The 17,617-nt window shown below is 65.0% G+C and carries 16 protein-coding genes; 10 read left to right on the top strand and 6 right to left on the bottom strand.

Annotated elements, in window-relative coordinates; all coding sequences use genetic code 11:
* Positions 1-573: 573 nt before the first annotated feature.
* The 4 genes from K2O50_RS11135 to K2O50_RS11150 form a co-directional block, all read right to left on the bottom strand.
* Positions 574-3,057, bottom strand: a complete 2,484-nt coding sequence (locus K2O50_RS11135; RefSeq protein WP_050706047.1) for a TonB-dependent receptor — start codon at positions 3,055-3,057, stop codon at positions 574-576.
* A 110-nt stretch (positions 3,058-3,167) separates the two neighbouring features.
* Positions 3,168-4,103, bottom strand: coding sequence for a FecR domain-containing protein (locus K2O50_RS11140; RefSeq protein ID WP_050706046.1), 936 nt, complete (start codon positions 4,101-4,103; stop codon positions 3,168-3,170).
* Positions 4,104-4,113: 10 nt separating this feature from the next.
* On the bottom strand, positions 4,114-4,614 hold the full coding sequence (locus K2O50_RS11145) for a sigma-70 family RNA polymerase sigma factor (RefSeq protein ID WP_050706045.1): 501 nt from the start codon (positions 4,612-4,614) through the stop codon (positions 4,114-4,116).
* 254 nt (positions 4,615-4,868) lie between these two features.
* Positions 4,869-5,441, bottom strand: a complete 573-nt coding sequence (locus K2O50_RS11150; protein ID WP_050706044.1) for a LuxR C-terminal-related transcriptional regulator — start codon at positions 5,439-5,441, stop codon at positions 4,869-4,871.
* Positions 5,442-5,576: 135 nt separating this feature from the next.
* Between K2O50_RS11150 and K2O50_RS11155 the strand changes: the two genes are divergently transcribed.
* The 6 genes from K2O50_RS11155 (at position 5,577) to K2O50_RS11180 (ending at position 11,990) form a co-directional block, all read left to right on the top strand.
* Positions 5,577-6,755 carry an acetyl-CoA acetyltransferase gene (locus K2O50_RS11155; RefSeq protein WP_050706043.1) on the top strand — a complete coding sequence of 393 codons (1,179 nt, stop codon included), beginning with the start codon at positions 5,577-5,579 and terminating at the stop codon, positions 6,753-6,755.
* Positions 6,756-6,757: 2 nt separating this feature from the next.
* On the top strand, positions 6,758-8,299 hold the full coding sequence (locus K2O50_RS11160; protein ID WP_050706042.1) for a class I adenylate-forming enzyme family protein: 1,542 nt from the start codon (positions 6,758-6,760) through the stop codon (positions 8,297-8,299).
* 229 nt (positions 8,300-8,528) lie between these two features.
* Positions 8,529-9,863: an MFS transporter gene (locus K2O50_RS11165; RefSeq protein ID WP_050706041.1), complete on the top strand. Its 1,335-nt coding sequence runs from the start codon at positions 8,529-8,531 to the stop codon at positions 9,861-9,863.
* 187 nt (positions 9,864-10,050) lie between these two features.
* Entirely contained in the window at positions 10,051-10,686 is a 636-nt protein-coding gene (locus K2O50_RS11170) for a LysE family translocator (RefSeq protein WP_050706040.1), read from the top strand.
* Between the two features lie 28 nt (positions 10,687-10,714).
* Entirely contained in the window at positions 10,715-11,011 is a 297-nt protein-coding gene (locus tag K2O50_RS11175; RefSeq protein ID WP_050706039.1) for a DUF3144 domain-containing protein, read from the top strand.
* 157 nt (positions 11,012-11,168) lie between these two features.
* Entirely contained in the window at positions 11,169-11,990 is an 822-nt protein-coding gene (locus K2O50_RS11180) for a MipA/OmpV family protein (protein WP_050706186.1), read from the top strand.
* A gap of 1 nt (position 11,991) precedes the next feature.
* Here the strand turns inward: K2O50_RS11180 and K2O50_RS11185 are convergent, their stop codons facing one another.
* Together K2O50_RS11185 and K2O50_RS11190 are read right to left on the bottom strand one after the other, a co-directional pair.
* Positions 11,992-12,456, bottom strand: a complete 465-nt coding sequence (locus tag K2O50_RS11185; RefSeq protein ID WP_050706038.1) for a VOC family protein — start codon at positions 12,454-12,456, stop codon at positions 11,992-11,994.
* A gap of 41 nt (positions 12,457-12,497) precedes the next feature.
* Positions 12,498-12,680, bottom strand: coding sequence for a DUF2986 domain-containing protein (locus K2O50_RS11190; protein ID WP_050706037.1), 183 nt, complete (start codon positions 12,678-12,680; stop codon positions 12,498-12,500).
* Positions 12,681-12,833: 153 nt separating this feature from the next.
* Between K2O50_RS11190 and K2O50_RS11195 the strand changes: the two genes are divergently transcribed.
* The 4 genes from K2O50_RS11195 to K2O50_RS11210 all read left to right on the top strand — a co-directional run bounded on the left by K2O50_RS11195 (position 12,834) and on the right by K2O50_RS11210 (position 17,458).
* A complete protein-coding gene (locus K2O50_RS11195) occupies positions 12,834-13,601 on the top strand; it encodes a ribonuclease T2 family protein (protein WP_050706036.1) in 768 nt (255 codons plus the stop codon).
* 22 nt (positions 13,602-13,623) lie between these two features.
* Entirely contained in the window at positions 13,624-15,315 is a 1,692-nt protein-coding gene (locus K2O50_RS11200) for a phospholipase D-like domain-containing protein (protein ID WP_050706035.1), read from the top strand.
* A 420-nt stretch (positions 15,316-15,735) separates the two neighbouring features.
* Positions 15,736-16,371 carry a lytic polysaccharide monooxygenase auxiliary activity family 9 protein gene (locus K2O50_RS11205; protein ID WP_028689290.1) on the top strand — a complete coding sequence of 212 codons (636 nt, stop codon included), beginning with the start codon at positions 15,736-15,738 and terminating at the stop codon, positions 16,369-16,371.
* 37 nt (positions 16,372-16,408) lie between these two features.
* Complete coding sequence (locus K2O50_RS11210; RefSeq protein ID WP_050706034.1) at positions 16,409-17,458, top strand: chitinase; 1,050 nt, start codon at positions 16,409-16,411, stop codon at positions 17,456-17,458.
* The last annotated feature ends 159 nt before the right edge of the window (positions 17,459-17,617 follow it).

Consider the following 17,617-nt stretch of genomic DNA (forward strand, 5'->3'; position numbering starts at 1 on the left):
AAATTTCTGGTGGCGGCAGGAAAGTCGAACGTCACGCAGGCCGCGCTCGGTTTCTTAGGCGGCACCTACAGTAGGGTTTATTTCACCCGAATGGATGGCGGTTGATCAGCCGGAGCGGTTCGTCAGCGCTGTTGAGGCTTTCCTCAAGCCGTGAGCAGAGCGCGGGTGATGAAACGTTGGCGTGCTTACGGGCAGCCCTCTCAGGTCTTTGGGGGCAAGGGCTGTTGACCGAGTGAGGGCCTCCAGGTGTCCGCCGCAACCTTTGCAGCGCCTATGAGATCGAGCGCCGCCCGCGCGGCGCATCGCGGCACAAGGCCGCTCCCACATCTGTTTCGGGCCAGTCAGTCCTGTGCCATTACCTGGTCCGCCTTGTTGGCCCGACACGGTTTCAGCGTGGCCACCACTGCCGCTTCACCTGTCTCAAGACATGCACCAGGGCGGGCAACCATGAGATGTATGAGCGGCCTTGTGCCGCGATGCGCCACGCGGGCGACGCTCGATCTTACAGGCGCAGAAACCTTCGCGGCGAACACCTGGAAAGGCCTGGCCCTTACTGCGCCGACCCTGCCCCCATCAGAAACTCCCTTTGAGCGTCACCATGAAGTTGCGCGGCTCTCCATAGTAGTTACCCCAGCCGGTAGCCCCCACGGTCGAGTAATAACGCTTGTCCAGTAGGTTGTTGCCATTCAACGCCAGGCTCCAGTGCTCGTCGAGGCGGTACTGCACACGGCCGCTCCACAGGGTGTAGCCCGCCTGCTCGATGCTCAGGTTGCCCTGGCGGCGGAAGTTGTCGCTCTGGCTGGAAACCCCGGCGCCGACCGTCCAGCGCTCGAGCGCGCCGTCCAGCTGGTAGTCGCCCCAGACCTTGAGCATGTGCCGCGGGATGAAGCTGGAGGTGAAGGTCAGCTCGGTCGGGTCGGTCTGGTTGATGGTGTTCAGGTACTTGGTCTGGGTGTAGGTATAGCCCGCCAGCAACTGCAGGCGTTCGATGGGCGAGCCGCTGACCTCGGCCTCGAAGCCCTGGGCACGGACCTTGCCGCTGTCGGTGTAGCAGTACTGGTCGCCCGAGCCCAGGCAGGTGTCGGCGAAGTCGGTTTCGGCGCGGTGCTCCTCGACCGTGCGGAACAGGTTGAAGGCGGTGTTCAGCGCGCCGCCGAACAGCTCACCCTTGATACCCAGCTCGTAGTTGGCGCCGGTCTTGGGTTGCAAGGCTTGGCCCTGGGCATTCACCAGGTTGCTCTGCGGCTGGAAGATGTCGGCGTAGCTGGCGTAGGCGGTCCACTCATCGTTGAGGTCGTAGAGCACGGCGGCGAAGGGCGTGACCTGGCCGTTTTCCTGGCTGCGGTTGTGGACCCAGTAGTCCCAGGCCTGGGTGTAGGAGTCGCTCTTGTTGCGGTACCAGCTCACCCGCGTACCGAGCACCAGGGTCAATGGCTCGGCCAGCTTCAGGCGCAGGGTGGCGTAGGTGCCGTACTGGGTGGTGGTGGAGTCGGTGGGTACGCTACCGCCGCGGCTGGGGGCGGTCAGGAACGCGTCCTTGGACGGGTGGGGGAAGGCTGGCGACGGATCGAATGGATTCTGGGTACCGCTCAGCCCCATCAGCGCGAAGTAGTCGTGGGTCTGCTGGCGGCTGGCGTTGGCGCCGACAATCAGCTCGTGCTCGAGGCCGAACGCCTCGAACTTGCCGTCGAGGTAGCTATCGAAGCCGTAGTCGTCCTGGTCGTAGTCGAACCGCCCGGCATAGCGGCGGATCCCGGCGCTGCCGGCGCCCACCGGCACCGCGCCCTCGGCATAGCCGTACTCGATGTTCTGATTGTTGTGGGTGTAGACCGAGGCGAAGTTCAGCGTCCAGTCGTCGTTGAAGCGATGCTTGAGGTCGGCGAAGCCGGTGGTGCGCTGGCTTTGCTGGTCGTTCCAGCTGGCGCCAAGGCAGGTGGAGCGCGACAGCTTCAGGTCGCTGCCGTCGGCGTAGCGGGGCAGGCCGTGGTAGCAGGGCGAGGCGTCGACGTCTTCATAGGCAAGGCCCACGCCCAGAGTGGTGTCGGGTGTCACGTCCCAGTCCAGGGCGCTGTACAGCACCTGGTCCTGGCGCTTGGCGTTGTCGTAGAAATACTGACGATCCTGCAGGGTGGCCACGGCGCGGCCGCGCACGGTGCCCGACTCGTTGAGCGGGCCGCCCACGTCCACCTGGCCACGGTAGTTGTCCCAGGTGCCTGCGGACAGGGTCAGCGTGGTATGGGCCTTGTCCTGCCCGCGCTTGCGCACGAAGTTGACGCCGCCGGCGGACGAGCCTGAGCCCTTCATCATGCCGGCCGCGCCTTTGAGGATCTCGACGCGGTCGTAGAAGGCCATGTCGCTGGAGAAGCTGTTGGCCTGCACATAGTTGCCACCCACATCCAGCGGCACGCCGTCGTACTGGTACTGGCCGTCGAGGTTGAAGCCACGGGAGTAGAAGTACTTGCCGCCCATGGGCGAGTCGTAGACGGTGATGCCGGGGGTCTTGTCCAGCACCTGTTCCAGGGTGTTGAGGTTCTGGTCGTCGAGCATCTTGCGGGTCATCACCGTGACCGACTGCGGCGTTTCCTTGAGGCTGTGCACGCCTTTGCCGATGGTCACCGCACGCGCGGCGTAGGACTGGGTACCCTCGCTGGTGGCATCGAGGCGATTGGCGTCGATGGTCAACGGCCCCAGTTCCATCGCCGCGCCGTTGTCGGCCGGGACCAGCACATAGCCGCCGTTGCCCTGGCGCTGGGCTTGCAGCCCGCTGCTGGCGAGCAGGCGCAGCAGGCCTTCCTCGACGCTGTAGCTGCCGTCGAGCCCGGCGGTGCTGAGGTGGCGGGTCTGCTCGGTGTCGAACGAGATGGTCACTCCCGCTTGCACACCGAACTGGGTAATGGCGTTGCCCAGGGGGCCGGCGGCGATATGGTAGGTGTTCTGGCTGCTGGCCATGGCATGGGCCGGCGCGAACAACGCGCAGGGCACGGAGGCGAGGGACAGGCCGAAGGCGAACCGGCGGATGGCCAGGCGCAGGCGGGCGGTGGGGTGGGGAGCGGGCATTGGGTGATCCTTGCGTGTCATGGCGGAAAGTCGCTGTCGTCGCGGCTTGTGTCATGGACGGACGAGAATCGAAATCAGCAAGATTGCGGAGAACTTTTTTCGCTAAGGGTTCAGGCAGGCTCCACGCTGACCCAGTAGCGGCTCTGGTAGCGCACCTTCACCGGCAGGGATTTGGGCAGGTTCGCCAGGGCGATATCGGTGTCGTCGATACGGAACGAGCCGGAAATGCTCATGCCGCGAATGGCCGGGGCGCAGCGCAGCACGCCGGCGCGGTAGCGGCCCAGCTCGTCGATGAAGTCGCCCAGGCGCCAGTCGTTGACGCTGAGCATGCCCTGGACCCAGGCCGTCGAGTCGGCGGGCAGGGGCTGGGCGCGAGCCAACGTCTCGCGGTCGAAGTCGGCCTGTTGTCCGGCGTCCAGGCGCAGCACCTGGTCGAGGTGGTGTTGGGGGCGAATCTCGACGGCCGACTGCAACACGCCGACCCGTGTCTGCTCGGCTAGCTGCCGCACACTGAACCGCGTACCCAGTGCCCGCACGCTGCCGTTGTCGGTGTGCACGATGAACGGGCGCCGGGCGGGGTCGCTGGCGGTGCTGACCAGGATCTCGCCGCGGTACAGCTGGATCGCTCGTACCTGCGCATCGAAACGCACATCCAGCGCGGTGTCGACGTTCAGTTCCAGCTGCGAGCCGTCCTCCAGGCGCAGCGAGCGCCGCTCGCCGCTGCCGGTGCGCTGCTGGGCGAGCAGGGCGCGGTAGGGCAGCTGCTCGCTGGCCAGCCAGGTGCCGCCGCCGACGGCCAGTAGCATGCCCAGCACCTTCAGCACCTCGCGGCGCTGCGCCTGGGCCGCGCCCAAGCCCGACAGCGCGGCCTGGCTCGGCACCATTGCCCATTGCCGCTGGAGCTTCTCCACCCGCGCCCAGGCTTCGGCATGCGCGGGGCTTGCGGCCAGCCACGCCTGCCAGGCCTGGGTCCGTGCAGCGTCGGCATCACCGTCATTGAGCTGCACGTACCAGGTCGCGGCTGCTTCGAGCGTCTTCATATCCACAGCCCGGCCCTCAGCTCTCGACCACCAGCAGGCAGCGGGTCATGGCCCGGATCAGGTGGTTCTTCACCGTGGTGATCGAGACGTCGAAGCGTTCGGCGACCGCCGCATAGGTCAGCCCTTCCAGTTGCACCGCGAGGAAAATGTCCCGGGTCCTTGGGCCGAGCTCGTCGAGCATTGCATCGACCGATACCAGCATCTCGATGATCGACAGGCGAATCTCCGGCGACACGTCGACCGGCTCGGGCCGCAGGGCCAGGGCTTGCAAGTAGGCCTGCTCGATGGCGCGGCGGCGAACCTTGTCGATCAGCAGCGCACGGGCGATGGCGCTGAGGTAGCTGCGTGGCTCGCGGATGGGCGCCTGGTTGCGGGCGGTCATGACCCGCAGGAAGGTGTCGTGGGCCAGGTCGGACGCATCGGCGGTATTGCCCAGGCGCGCGCGCAACCAGCTTTTCAACCAGCCGTTGTTTTCGCTGTACAGCTGGTGCAGCGCCGAGCGGTCGAGCGTCGACATAGAGCGAGGTCCATGATGTAAATGGTAATTGCTCGCATTGTCTTGGTGTGGTGGTGGGATTGCAAGGGCTGGGGTGGTTCCAAGGGCTTTGTTCGGCATGGCAATGTCGGGACCGCTCTGCGGTCCTTTCGCGACACAAGGCCGCTCCTACAGGGGCCGCGATCGTCTGTAAGAGCGGTCTTGCCGGGGCGCCGGACCGGCCGGAAAAGGCTGCAACGCAGCCCCAGTGGGCCAGCGGGTTCCCGATCCTTCATTCAACTGATGAAAATAATTTTCGAAACCAACTCCGCACTGTTCTTCGCTTGCAACTTCTTCATCAACCTTGCCCGATGCACCTCCACCGTCCGATGCGAGATCCCCAGCTTTCGGGCCACCTCCTTGCAGGTCAGCCCATTGACGATATGCAAGGAAATCTCCCGCTCCCGCGGCGTCAGTTGCACCGTCGGCGCCGGCTGCCGGTCGAGCCGTTCGAAATGCCAGATCATCAGCTTGAACGGATCCTCCGCCGTCAGCGTGAAGCCCTGGGCCCTGGCCCAGAACACTTCGCCGTTGCGGTGCTGCATGAAGCGTTCGTCGGAGTAGAAGGCGCCCAGCCCGTTGCGCAGCCAGTGCTCGCTGCGTTCGCCGATGCTCTGGTAGTCGGCGTGGGACGGGTAGAGCAGCAAGGTCAGGTGCCCGCGCAGTTCTTCGCGGGTATAGCCGAACAGCCGGGCGAAGGCCTCGTTGCAGTCGAGCATGCGCCGGTGGCCGGTGATCAGCTGTGGCGCGGGTGAAACCTGGAATGCCAGGCGTTCCAGGTCCGGGGAGGCGTGGGTAGGTACGGTCATCAGGCTTCCTGCCTTGGGGGTCACGTCCCGTATGGCTCACTACTTACTTGCGTACGTAGTTGCCCCAACTAGCGTGGGATTTGGATACTGCCACATTGTATGCAATACCCGCTTCAAGGACAGAAGAAAATCACCATGCTCCACGATTCCATCGCCATCGTTGCCGCCGCGCACAGTCGCTTCGGCCGCCTGGATGGCCTGAACCTCGAGGACCTGATCGTCCAGGTTACCCGCGATGCCCTGCAGGACGCGGCCATCGACGCCGCCGAGATCGACGCGCTGTTCCTCGGTCACTTCAACTCGGGCCTGGTGGCCGACGGCTTCCCGGCTTCGTTGATGCTGCAGGCCGACCCGCAACTGCGCTTCAAGCCCGCCACCCGCTGCGAAAACGCCTGCGCCTCGGGCTCGGCGGCGATCCAGGCCGGGATCAACGCGATCCGCAGTGGCGCCGCCGAGCTGGTGCTGGTGGTCGGCGCGGAGAAGATGACCGGCAACAGCACGGTCGAGGTCACCCGGGCGCTGGCCGGCGCCGGCTACCAGAATGCCCTGGCGGAGGCCGGGCTGAGCTTCGCCCAGCTGTTCGGCCAGGTGGCGCAGCAGTACACCGAGCGCTACCACAGCCCGCTGGCGTCGATGGCGGCCATCGCCGTGAAGAACCACGCCAACGCCATGGCCAACCCGCTGGCGCAGATGCACCGGGTGATGGACTTCGAACACTGCAACCAGGTGTCGCCGGGCAACCCGCTGATCGCCGCGCCCCTGCGCCTGACCGACTGCTCGCTGATCAGCGATGGCGCAGCGGCGATCGTGCTGGCCTCGCCCAAGCGCGCCCGCTCGATGCGCCGCCAGGTGGCGATCCGCTCGATGGTCCAGGTCAACGACTTCCTGCCGCTGTCGCGCCGCGACATCCTCGCCTTCGAGGGGCCGCAACGGGCCATCCACGGGGCGTTGCGCGAGGCGGGGGTGACCCTGAACGACCTGAGCTTCGCCGAGGTGCACGACTGCTTCACCATTGCCGAACTGCTGATCTACGAGGCCATGGGCCTGGCGCCAAGGGGCGAGGGGCACCGGGCGCTGGATGACGGCATCGTGCGCCAGGGCGGGCGCTTGCCGGTGAACCTGTCCGGCGGGCTCAAGGCCAAGGGCCATCCGGTGGGCGCCACCGGGGTGTCAATGCATGCCCTGGGCTTCGCCCAGCTGACCGGCAAACCCATCGGCCTGGGCGTGCCCAACGCCGAGTTCGGCCTGCTGTTCAACATGGGCGGCATGGCGGTCGCCAACTATGCCAGCGTGCTGCAAGCGGTCAGGGTCTGAGGATGAACATCGCGCATTGGCTGCAGGATGCGGCCCAGCGCTGGCCCGAGCGCCCGGCGCTGTTCGACGGGGAGCGTCAGGTTGCCGATTACCGGATGTTTGCCACCCAGGTACGGGCACGGGCGCTGGCGTTGCGTCACACGCATGGCATCGAACCGGGTGACCGGGTGGCGTTGCTGATGAAGAACAGCTGCGCCTACCTTGAACTGCTCTACGCCATCTGGTGGAGCGGGGCGGTGGCGGTGCCGATCAACAGCAAGCTGCACGCCCTGGAAGCGGCCTGGATCGTCGGCAATGCCGGGGCGCGCCTGATCTATACCGACGAGGGCGCGGTCTTCGACAGCGCGACCCTGCCAGTCGGCTGCCGTGAGCTGGCCGCGCCTGCCCTGGTCGCGCCTGACCCGTCGGGCCGCGATGAACTGGCGCAGCCGCATCCGCGCCAGGACAGCGACCTGGCCTGGCTGTTCTATACCTCTGGCACCACGGGCCGTTCGAAGGGCGTGATGCTGTCCCATGGCAACCTGGTCGCCATGTCGCTGTGCTACCCGCTGGACGTCGACCCGGTGACTGCGGCCGATGCCGTGGTCTATGCCGCGCCGATGTCCCATGGCGCCGGGCTGTACAACTTCGTCCACGTGCGCTGCGGCGCCCGGCATGTGGTGCCGCAGTCTCGGGGCTTCCAGGCCGCCGAGCTGTTCGGCCTGGCGCAGGCCCTGAGCCAGGTCAGCCTGTTCGCCGCGCCGACCATGGTCAAGCGCATGGTCGAGCAGGCCCGCCAGCAGGGTTATGACGGCGCGGGCATCAAGACCATCGTCTACGGCGGCGGCCCGATGTACCTGGCGGACCTCAGCGAGGCCCTGGACACCTTCGGCCCGCGCCTGGTGCAGATCTACGGCCAGGGCGAATGCCCGATGACCATCAGCGCGCTGTCGCGTGAGGCCATCGCCGACCGTGAGCACCCCGACTGGCCCGCCATGGCCGCCTCGGTGGGGCGGGCCCAGGCCTGTGTCGAGGTCCGCGTGGTGGACGGCGCGGGCCAGCCGCTGGCGCCCGGCGAACCCGGCGAGATCAGCGTGCGCGGGCCGGTGGTGATGCAGGGTTACTGGGACAATCCGCAGGCCACCCAGGCGACCCTGGTGGACGGCTGGCTGCGCACCGGCGACATCGGATTGCTCGACGAGCGCGGCTACCTGACCCTGACCGACCGCAGCAAGGACGTGATCATCTCCGGCGGCAGCAACATCTACCCGCGCGAAGTCGAGGAAGTGCTGATCCAGCACCCCGACGTGTTCGAGGCCTGCGTGGTGGGGGAGGCTGACGCCGAATGGGGCGAGTCGGTGGTGGCCTTCGTCGTGCCGCGCACGCCGGGCAGCCTCGATGCCCAGGCGCTCAACCAATGGTTCCTGGCGCGCATGGCCTCGTTCAAGAAACCGAAGAAATACCTGTTCTGCGCCGAGCTGCCGAAGAACAGCTACGGCAAGATTCTCAAGACCCAGCTGCGCCAGTGGCTGCAGAACCCCGACGGGGCGTTCGCCAGCCACTGACCCTAATGCCAGTCAGTTAGCGCTTCATCGCACTTATTGGGGCTGCTTTGCAGCCCTTCGCGGGTAAACCCGCTCCCACAGGATCGCGCAAACGCTGAATCGAGCGCTGTACCTGTGGGAGCGGGTTTACCCGCGAAGGGTCGCGCAGCGACCCCAATTGCCTTAACTGACTGGCATTAGCCACTGACCCGCATCTTTCATGGAAAGCACCACGACAGGAGTTCCCGACATGGGCATGTCACCCGGCAACACCCAGCGCCAGCGGCGCCGCGCCTTTATCGGCGCCACCACCGGCCACTTGATCGAGTGGTACGACTACGGCGTCTACGGCTTCCTGGCCTTGTACATCGGCAAGGCCTTCTTCGTTTCCGACGACCCCACCAGCAGCCTGCTGGCGAGCTTCGCGGCCTTCGCCCTGAGCTTCTTCATCCGCCCGCTGGGCGGGTTGTTCTTCGGCCCGCTGGCGGACAAGATCGGCCGCCGCCGCACACTGATCACGGTGCTGGTGATGATGGCCGGTTCTACCTTCCTGCTCGGCCTGCTGCCGACCTACGCCAGTATCGGCATCGCCGCGCCGGTGATCCTGGTGCTGATCCGCTGCGTGCAGGGCTTCTCTGCCGGCGGTGAGATCGGCACCATCACCAGCTTCATCTCCGAATACGCCGGGCCCGGTCGACGCGGCTTCGCCACCTGCTGGCTGATGGTCACCGCGGTGCTGGGCCTGCTGCTGGGCGGCGCCGTGGCCAATGGCATGACCTGGGCGCTGGGCGCCGAGCTGATGCAGGACTGGGGCTGGCGGATTCCGTTCCTGATCGCCGGTCCCTTGGGCTTCATCTCGCTGTACATTCGCCTCAAGCTCGAGGACAGCCCCGAGTTCCTCGCCCTGGTGGAAGCCGGGCAGACCTCCAAGGCGCCGCTGCGCGAGGTATGGCAGTGGAAGCGCGCGATCGCCCTGGTGTTTTTCATCATTACCCTGCACAGCTCGATCTTCTACCTGGTGCTGACCTTCGCCTCGACCTACATGTCCAACACGCTGAAGTTCGACAGCGGCACCACCTTGCTCTACGTGTTCGTCGCCAGCCTGTCGGCGGCGCTGGTGATGCCATTCGGTGGCGCCTTCACCGACCGCTACGGGCGCAAGCCGTTCCTGATGGTGATCGGCACCCTGGCGACCCTGGCCATGTACTGGTTCTTCAAGACCGCGCCCGGCGCTACCCCGGCCACCCTGTTCTGGCCGCTGATGGCGGTGGCGATCCTGTTCGGGCTGTATGCTTCGTCGACCTACGCGTTGATGAGCGAACTGCTGCCGACGCGGATCCGCTCCACCGGCATCGCCATGGCCTATAACATCCCGGTGGCGGTGTTCGGCGGCAGCGCGCCGCTGATCTCCACCTGGCTGATCAAGGTGACCGGGGATATCACTGCGCCGTGGTACTTCTACGTGGGCACCGGTGTGGCGTCGCTGGTGGCGCTGGTGGTGCTGCGCAAGGAGGATTTCGTCGCCTGTGGCCACGCTGCGCGCCAGCCGGTTGAACCGAACCCATTGAACCTGCGTTCGGCCTGAGGGCAGGAGACCTTTGTGGGGGCGGGTCTATCGGGGCGCCGAACCGCCGCGAAGCAGGCAACGTGGTGCGTGGTACCGGCTTCGCCGGTGTTCGCGGGTAAACCGGCCCCCACAGTCAGGGATTTGGACCAGAGCAGCATTCTGTTACAGTCGCCGCCTCACTTTATCGGTCCGGGGATGTACAAGGATGTCGCTTCACGATTGGTTCGGTTTTGTCGTCGTCTCGATGCTGGTGACCCTGTCGCCAGGCCCAGGGGTCATCATGGCCCTGTCCAACTCGTTGTCCCACGGGCCGAGGCGGGCAATGCTCGGTTCGCTCGGCAACGCCTTCGGCCTGCTGGTGGTGTCCACCGCCACCAGTGCCGGCCTCGGGATGCTGCTGCAAACCTCGGCCACGGCCTTCCTGCTGCTCAAGGTGCTTGGCGCGAGCTACCTGATCTACCTGGGCATCAAGCAGTGGAAGCGTCGCACCAGCGCCTTTGACCAGCTGGAGCAGCCGACCAAGGCCATCGCCAGCAATCGCCGGCTGCTGCTCAACGGCGTGACGGTGGCGCTGACCAATCCGAAGGCGATCCTGTTCTTCGCCGCCTTCCTGCCGCAGTTCATGCGCACCGGCCACGGCGCCGACGGCCAGCTCGGTCTGTTGGTGGTCACCTTCGCCCTGTGCTCGATGCTCTCCCATGCCTTCTATGTCACCCTGGCCCAGGCCTTGAAACGCCAGCTGGCCGCACCGAACCGCGCGCGCCTGATGAACCGCCTGTTCGGCGTGTCGTTCATGACGCTGGGGGCCAGCCTGTTCACTGTTCAGGCCAAGACAGCCTGAAGCAAACGTCTCCAATAGGTATACCGCCATGGCACAAGCCACCGACCAGGCCTTCTACGACCGCGCCGACGCGCATATCGAACTGGCCAACCAGCAGATCGAAAAGCTCGAGGACCTCGGCAAGGTCAGCGCTTCGATGACCTTCGCCGCCAGTCGCTTCAATGCCTGGATGACGGCGCGCAGCTTCAAGTCGGCACAGGAGATGGCCGCCGCGCGGGAGGAGCTTCTGAAGTACTTCTGCGAGCAGTACCGGATGATGCTCGAGGACAACCTCGATGAACATATCCAGCAGTTCGACCGCTATGTGCTGGGCAAGGACAGCTGAGGTCCGCCCAGAAAATCTGGCGATCTTCACACGACCTTGACAATCGCTGGAAGGAACGTTGACAGAGCCTCGCTAAAGTTCGCCCCCGTTGAAATGCACCGGGCAATGCCGGTGCGTTTCCCGTGGTGTCGAAACCCTTATCCAGCGAGTCATGATCATGTTCGAATCAACGTCCATCAGGAAGATACTGGGCACTTCGCTTGCCCTCAACGCGGCGCTTGCCTGCAGCCAGGCCAGTGCCCAGGAAAAGACTGCGCCGGACATCATCTGGGGCGATGAGACCCAGGTCACCGCCGGCTTCGCCCTGCATGCCGCGCCGCGCTACATGGGCGCGAAGGGCAGCCAGGGCCACCTGTTGCCATCGGTGACCCTCCAGCGCGGCATCTTCTTCGCCGACAGCCTCAAGGGCGTGGGCGTTCAGCACCAGTTCGACAGCGGCTTCAGTGCCAGCCTCTCGCTTGGCTACGACTTCGGCCGTGCCGACGGTGACAGCAAGTACCGCAATGGCTCGGATTATTTAAAAGGCATGGGCGAGGTAGGCGGTGCGACGGTGGTCGACATCAACCTGGCCCAGCAGGTCCTGCCCTGGCTGGCGATCACCGCCGATGCCGAGCTGCGTACCGGTGGCTACAAACGCGGCAACCGCTATCAGTTCGGCCTGCTGAGCACGCTGCACCACAACGACGCCGACACGGTGACCCTGGGCGTCAACGCCCATGCGGGGCAGGCCAGGTACAACCAGACCTACTTCGGCGTCACCGCCCAGCAAAGCGCCAACACCGATTTCGATCGATTCAAGGCCGACCAGGGCATCTATGCCTACTCGGGCGAGCTGTCGTGGATGCACCGGTTTGACCCGCACTGGTCGACCATCGCCAGCGTGAATGTGATGCACTACACCGATCAGGTTCGCCACAGCCCGATCATCCGCCAGGATACGCCGGTCACCTCGACCGTCGGGGTGCAGTACACGTTCTGACTCAGGCCTGCGGGAGGAATGCCTCCTCGATGAAGGCTTCGAGCGCCTGTGCCTCGATGATCTCGATCGAGAAATGCCCGAAACGCTTTGGCAGCCAGATGATGCGGGCACCGGCAGGCGACTGCAGGTGCTCGCGCGCCAGCGGCTTGCCGTTCTCGTCCTCGGGCTGGATGCCGTTGGCCGTCAGTTGGTCATAGGCCTGTTCGATGTCCGGGGTGGAATAGCAATGGCGGTAGATCATCCCTTCGCCGTGGCTGTCGAGCAGGTCCTTGAGGTTGCCCGCCAGCGGCTGCACCAGCATGAAGCGTTCCTGACCGACCCGGGCGATGGCGTAGTGCACATGCAGGCCGCCGCGTTCCCAGACGAGCGTGCGCGAGATCTCGGCGCCCAGCACCTGGGCGTAGTAGGTACAAGCGGCCTGCAGATCGGCGACCAGCACGTCCACGTGGCTGAATTTCAGGTCCATCGCATCGCTCGCTATCTCGGCAGGTGTTGTCATTGTCAGGCTCAGGGCTGTGCGGGGGAGGCGCTGTCCGCCGTGGTCGGTTCGGCCTGCTGGCTGGCCTCGGCCGCCAGCTTCAGTCGGTCGGCCTTGCAGATGTAGGTATTGCGGTTTTTCGGCGCCAGTTTGGCGCTGGCCTTCTTGGCGTGGGCTTTCAACAGCTGGTTGATCTTTTTACGACGGTTCATGTTTTTCGCTTCATTGGCGCCTGGTGGTACGGCAGGAGAGAACGATACAACAAAGCGCCACTGACGAATCGTCATATTCGCGCTACACCATCACCTGACGGGTTTGCACGAAGGGCAGGCACGGAGCCTGTCGAACCCGACAAGGAGGTCATCATGCAAGGATCACCACGGCATTGCGCCTGGGCTAGAACACTGCTTTGGGGCTGGCTGGCCGCCGCCTCGCCGATCTTCGCCGAGGAAATCTGCGCGTTGCCCGACGTCGTCGAGCCCGCGCCGGTGCGCCCGGTGGACTACGTCAACAAGGACTTGCCCACCGACTACCTGGCGCTGGTGCTGTCCTGGTCGCCGGAGCACTGCGAGGCCCAGCGCAACAAGCCCAAGGCGCAACGGGACAAGCATGCCTTCCAGTGCTTCTCCGGCAACCGTTTCGAGTGGGTGGTGCATGGCCTGTGGCCGCAGAACCGCTATGCCAAGTCCAACCAGGACCATCCTCGCAACTGCCAGAGCGTCGGCTCGCTGCCGGCGCCACTGGTCAGGCAGCACTTGTGCATGATGCCGGGGCCGGACCTGATGCAGAACGAATGGCAGGCTCACGGCACCTGTGGCTGGTCGTCCGCCGACCGCTACTTCGCCGATATCCAGCGGGTGTACGACACGCTGCGCCGTCCCGACACGCAAGCCATGCTCGGTAGCGATCCTGGCCCCAATCAACTGGTGAACGCCAAGGTCAGCGACATCAAGCAGGCCTTCCTGGCCCGCAACCCTGCATTGCCGGCACAGAGCCTGCGGGTCTCGGTGGGTTCGGGCAACCGCCTGAAGGAGCTCTGGGTGTGCCTGGACAAGCAGCTTGCCCCGATTCCGTGCCCGAGCGGCGGGACCCCCGACAACCAGCAGATCAAGGTCAGGACGCCGTTCCAGTAACCGGCCTGCAAGGAGTGCACCCATGCGAGCTTCCGCCACTGGCGACTACCTGCGCATCCGCGCCATCGCCGGCACCCATGTCGTGTTCCTGGCCTGGGACTTCGTCACGCCGCCGAGCCTCGAGACACTGGTCGGCGAGCAGAACCTGCTGGGCTTTGCCGTGCACCGTCGGTACTTCGACGCGGCCGGCAAGCTGCGAACCCAATACTACCTGCGCGGCCTCAAGCGCTTCGCTGACAAGGACAAGGGACTGCCACCGGGCACGCTGGTGCCGACCAGCGAGCAACCGATCCAGAGTTTCCTGTGGGCCGACTACACCGTCGCGCCCGAAGGGGAGTACGCCTACACGGTGCAGCCGGTGTTCGGCGAGCCCAGGAACTTGAGCATCGACGAAGCCCGGGGCGTCTCGGTGCGCGTGCGCTGTGAGCCGACGCTTGCTCCGGGCGGCGAGGGCCTGGGGCACGATATCCATTTCAACCGCGGCGTGATTGGCTCCCAGGCTTATGCCAGGGAGTTCGACAATGTCGCTCCCGATCCGGATGCGCCGGCCTCCAAACCGATGAAATGGCTTTCGCGGGGCCTGTACGAGGCCCTGCTCGACTTCATCGGGCGAGGCGGCGCGAAAGGCATGGGCCTGCGCGCGGCGTTCTATGAGTTCCAGTACCTGCCGGTTGCCCAGGCTCTGCGCGAGGCCGCCCGTGAAGGCGACGTGCAGATCGTCTTCGATGCCCAGAGCAAGTACAAGGCGAACAACCTGGCCACCATCGAGCAGGCCGGCCTGCAGGCCTGGGTGCATCCGCGCACGGTCAGCGAAGGCATCCGCCACAACAAGTTCATCGTGCTGCTCAAGGACGGCCAGCCGGTCAGCGTCTGGACCGGCTCGACCAATATCTCGGCTGGCGGGATCTTCGGCCACTCCAATGTCGGCCATGTTGTCCACGACCCCATCATCGCGCGGCAATACCTGGACTACTGGACGCGGCTGCAACAGAACATGACCCCGGCGAGCTTGCGAGTGCCCAACGCCCAGGCCAGCCCGTTGCCCGCCTTGCCGTTGCAGCCGGGCACCTACCCGCTGTTCAGCCCCCGCGAGCGCAAGGAAACGCCCCAGGCGCAGAAGACCTTGCAGTGGTATGCAGACCTGGCCGGCAATGCCCGGCAATTGGTGTGCTTCACTGCTGCGTTCGAGATCGCCCCGGAGTTCCAGAAGGTGCTCCAGGCGCAGAACGATGTGCTGCGCTACGTGATCAAGGACGACCCGCTCAGGAAGACCGAGGACATCGGCACCGACGGTGACGTGATCTTCGCCGCCGGCAGCTACCTGGGCGAGGACAACCCGCTGACCAACGCGCTCAAGGAGCGTGACAACCCGCTCAACAGCAACGACTTCGTGCATACCAAGTATCTGCTGGTCGACCCGTTGGGCGAGCAGCCCACGGTGGTGACCGGGTCGGCGAACTTCAGCGCCGCCTCCCAGGAGAAGAACGACGAGAACATGCTGGTGATCCACGGCGACACCCGGGTGGCGGACATCTACTTCGGCGAGTTCATGCGCCTGTTCGATCACCACTACGCGCGCTACCTGGCGGCGAAGTACCAGGCCCGGCCTGGGAGCACTGGCAACTACCTCAAGCCGCAGGCCGGGCAATGGTTGCCCGCGCACCTGGATCCGTCTAACTACCGGTCGAAGCGGCGCCGCTATCTGGTCGGCTGACAGTCTCCTCAGGCCATACGCAATCCCTTGTAGGAGATCACAAAGCCCTTCCGAGCTGCGCTGTCGCGGAGGAACAGGGTTCCAGCGTGGGAGCGGGCTTGCCCCGCGATCACCGGCGGAGCCGGTGCCAAACGCCGCATCGCGGGGCAAGCCCGCTCCCACGCTGTCCCAGCTAAATCAACGTATTATGTTTTGTTCCATTAGAGCAGCCATGCGCCGCCTGGGCATGTAGGTGATTTGCTCCATGATGGGTAGGAGAAGCATAGCGATACTGTATGAATATCCAGTATTCATTGGGGTTTCTCCCAACGGTCGGCTTCAGTGCGCAAAATCGCCCCGTGGACAATAAATCCAGCTCCGTTAGTTTGAAGGCCTCTCCTTCGGAAAGGGAGAGTTCTCAAATCAAATGGAGCTATGAACATGAACCAACCACAAAACCAGAACCCACTTCGCCATGGCCGCGTCACTTCCCCGGCTTCCCGCGGCGCCGTCGCCATCGACCTCGGCGTGCTCAGCGGCTGGCAGGTCGACGAAATGGAAGGCGGCAAGAACTTCCCGGCCCTGGCGGCCGGCCCGTTCCCCGCACCGTTCCAGTCGGACAACCCAAGCGTCGCCCCGCCCGCCGACGGCTACATCCTCAGCGGTGGCAAGACCGACGCCCGCGACTGCGTCAACTTCACCGACGAGGAGATGAGCAAGAAGCTCAACCGCGCCTTCACCTGGCCGCTGGTGAACGTCGACCCCGGGCAGCTGTTCAAGGTGACCTGGCGCTACACCGCGCCGCACACCACCCGCGGCTACCGCTGGCTGATCACCAAGGACGGCTGGGATCCGAAACAGCGCATCACCCGTGCGCAGCTGGAGGACAAGCCGTTCGCCGAGGACTTCTACCCGCAGGTGCCGTACTACAGCCATGCCGGCGAGCTGAAGGCCAAGGTAGACCACGAAGTGAAGCTGCCGGCCAACAAGAAGGGCCGTCATGTGATCGTCCTGATGTGGATCGTCGCCAACACCGGCAACGCCTTCTACCAGGCCTTCGACGTCGACTTCAAGTAAGTCCGCGAATCTTCCACACGTTCTAAAGGATTGGAACATGTCAAAGATTGACTTTACCCAACTGAAGGCCGCGCGCGACGACGCCGCCTCGCGCATGCCCAGCCTCGAGGGCAAGAAGATCCTCATGGGCTACTGGCACAACTGGCCGGCGGGCCCTGCGGACGGCTACCAGCGCGGGCAGTTCGCCAACATGAGCCTGGAGGAGGTGCCGCGCGACTACAACGTGGTGGCCGTGGCGTTCATGAAGGGCAGCGGCATCCCTACCTTCAAGCCGTACAACCTGTCCGACGCCGAGTTCCGCCGCCAGGTCGGCGTGCTCAACAGCCAGGGCAGGGCGGTGCTGATGTCGCTGGGCGGTGCCGATGCGCATATCGCGCTGAACCCGGGCCACGAACAGCCGCTGGCCAATGAAATCATCCGCCTGGTGGAAACCTACGGTTTCGACGGGCTGGACATCGATCTTGAACAGAGCGCGATCGACTTCGCCGCCAACAAGACCGTCCTGCCCGCCGCGCTGAAGCTGGTTAAGGATCACTATGCCGCCGAGGGCAAGCATTTCATCATCAGCATGGCACCGGAGTTCCCCTACCTGACCAGCGCCGGGCGCTACGTCGACTACCTCAAGGCACTGGAGGGGTACTACGACTTCATCGCCCCGCAGTTCTACAACCAGGGTGGCGACGGGCTGTGGGTGCAGGAGGCCAACAACGGCAGGGGCGCCTGGATCGCCCAGAACAACGATGCGCTCAAAGAGGACTTCCTCTTCTACCTGACCGAAAGCCTGGTCAGCGGCACCCGCGGCTTCACCCGGATCCCGGCCGACAAGTTCGTCATCGGCCTGCCGGCCAACGTCGATGCCGCCGCCACCGGCTATGTGGTCAACCCGACGGCGGTGACCAACGCGTTCAAGCGCCTGTACGCCAAGGGTGTGTCGATCAAGGGCCTGATGACCTGGTCGGTCAACTGGGACAACGGGGTCAACAAGGACCACGTGCCCTACAACCAGGAGTTCAGCCGACGCTACGGGCCGCTGATCAACGGCACCAAGGCGCCCGCACGCACCCGCAAGGCACCGACCGGCGCCTGATCGAACCTGCATCGGGCAGACGTGCCTGATGCCCGGCAGTCGAGGCCTGCCGAGGTGATCGATCGATGAGAATCCGATGCCGCAAGGCATCGGATTTTTTGTTGTGTGCAGGACTGCAAGCCATATGTCCGAAAATGGCGAGCCGCAAGCGCATCCAGG

The organism is Pseudomonas sp. 2hn, assembly GCF_019646095.1.
GTDB lineage: Bacteria > Pseudomonadota > Gammaproteobacteria > Pseudomonadales > Pseudomonadaceae > Aquipseudomonas > Aquipseudomonas peradeniyensis.

Coding starts and splice junctions, on each gene's coding strand:
- K2O50_RS11135 (WP_050706047.1), bottom strand. CDS start 3,057: ATGCCCGCTCCCCACCCCACCGCCCGCCTGCGCCTGGCCATCCGCCGG.
- K2O50_RS11145 (WP_050706045.1), bottom strand. CDS start 4,614: ATGTCGACGCTCGACCGCTCGGCGCTGCACCAGCTGTACAGCGAAAAC.
- K2O50_RS11150 (WP_050706044.1), bottom strand. CDS start 5,441: ATGACCGTACCTACCCACGCCTCCCCGGACCTGGAACGCCTGGCATTC.
- K2O50_RS11155 (WP_050706043.1), top strand. CDS start 5,577: ATGCTCCACGATTCCATCGCCATCGTTGCCGCCGCGCACAGTCGCTTC.
- K2O50_RS11160 (WP_050706042.1), top strand. CDS start 6,758: ATGAACATCGCGCATTGGCTGCAGGATGCGGCCCAGCGCTGGCCCGAG.
- K2O50_RS11165 (WP_050706041.1), top strand. CDS start 8,529: ATGGGCATGTCACCCGGCAACACCCAGCGCCAGCGGCGCCGCGCCTTT.
- K2O50_RS11170 (WP_050706040.1), top strand. CDS start 10,051: ATGTCGCTTCACGATTGGTTCGGTTTTGTCGTCGTCTCGATGCTGGTG.
- K2O50_RS11175 (WP_050706039.1), top strand. CDS start 10,715: ATGGCACAAGCCACCGACCAGGCCTTCTACGACCGCGCCGACGCGCAT.
- K2O50_RS11180 (WP_050706186.1), top strand. CDS start 11,169: ATGTTCGAATCAACGTCCATCAGGAAGATACTGGGCACTTCGCTTGCC.
- K2O50_RS11185 (WP_050706038.1), bottom strand. CDS start 12,456: ATGGACCTGAAATTCAGCCACGTGGACGTGCTGGTCGCCGATCTGCAG.
- K2O50_RS11190 (WP_050706037.1), bottom strand. CDS start 12,680: ATGAACCGTCGTAAAAAGATCAACCAGCTGTTGAAAGCCCACGCCAAG.
- K2O50_RS11195 (WP_050706036.1), top strand. CDS start 12,834: ATGCAAGGATCACCACGGCATTGCGCCTGGGCTAGAACACTGCTTTGG.
- K2O50_RS11200 (WP_050706035.1), top strand. CDS start 13,624: ATGCGAGCTTCCGCCACTGGCGACTACCTGCGCATCCGCGCCATCGCC.
- K2O50_RS11205 (WP_028689290.1), top strand. CDS start 15,736: ATGAACCAACCACAAAACCAGAACCCACTTCGCCATGGCCGCGTCACT.
- K2O50_RS11210 (WP_050706034.1), top strand. CDS start 16,409: ATGTCAAAGATTGACTTTACCCAACTGAAGGCCGCGCGCGACGACGCC.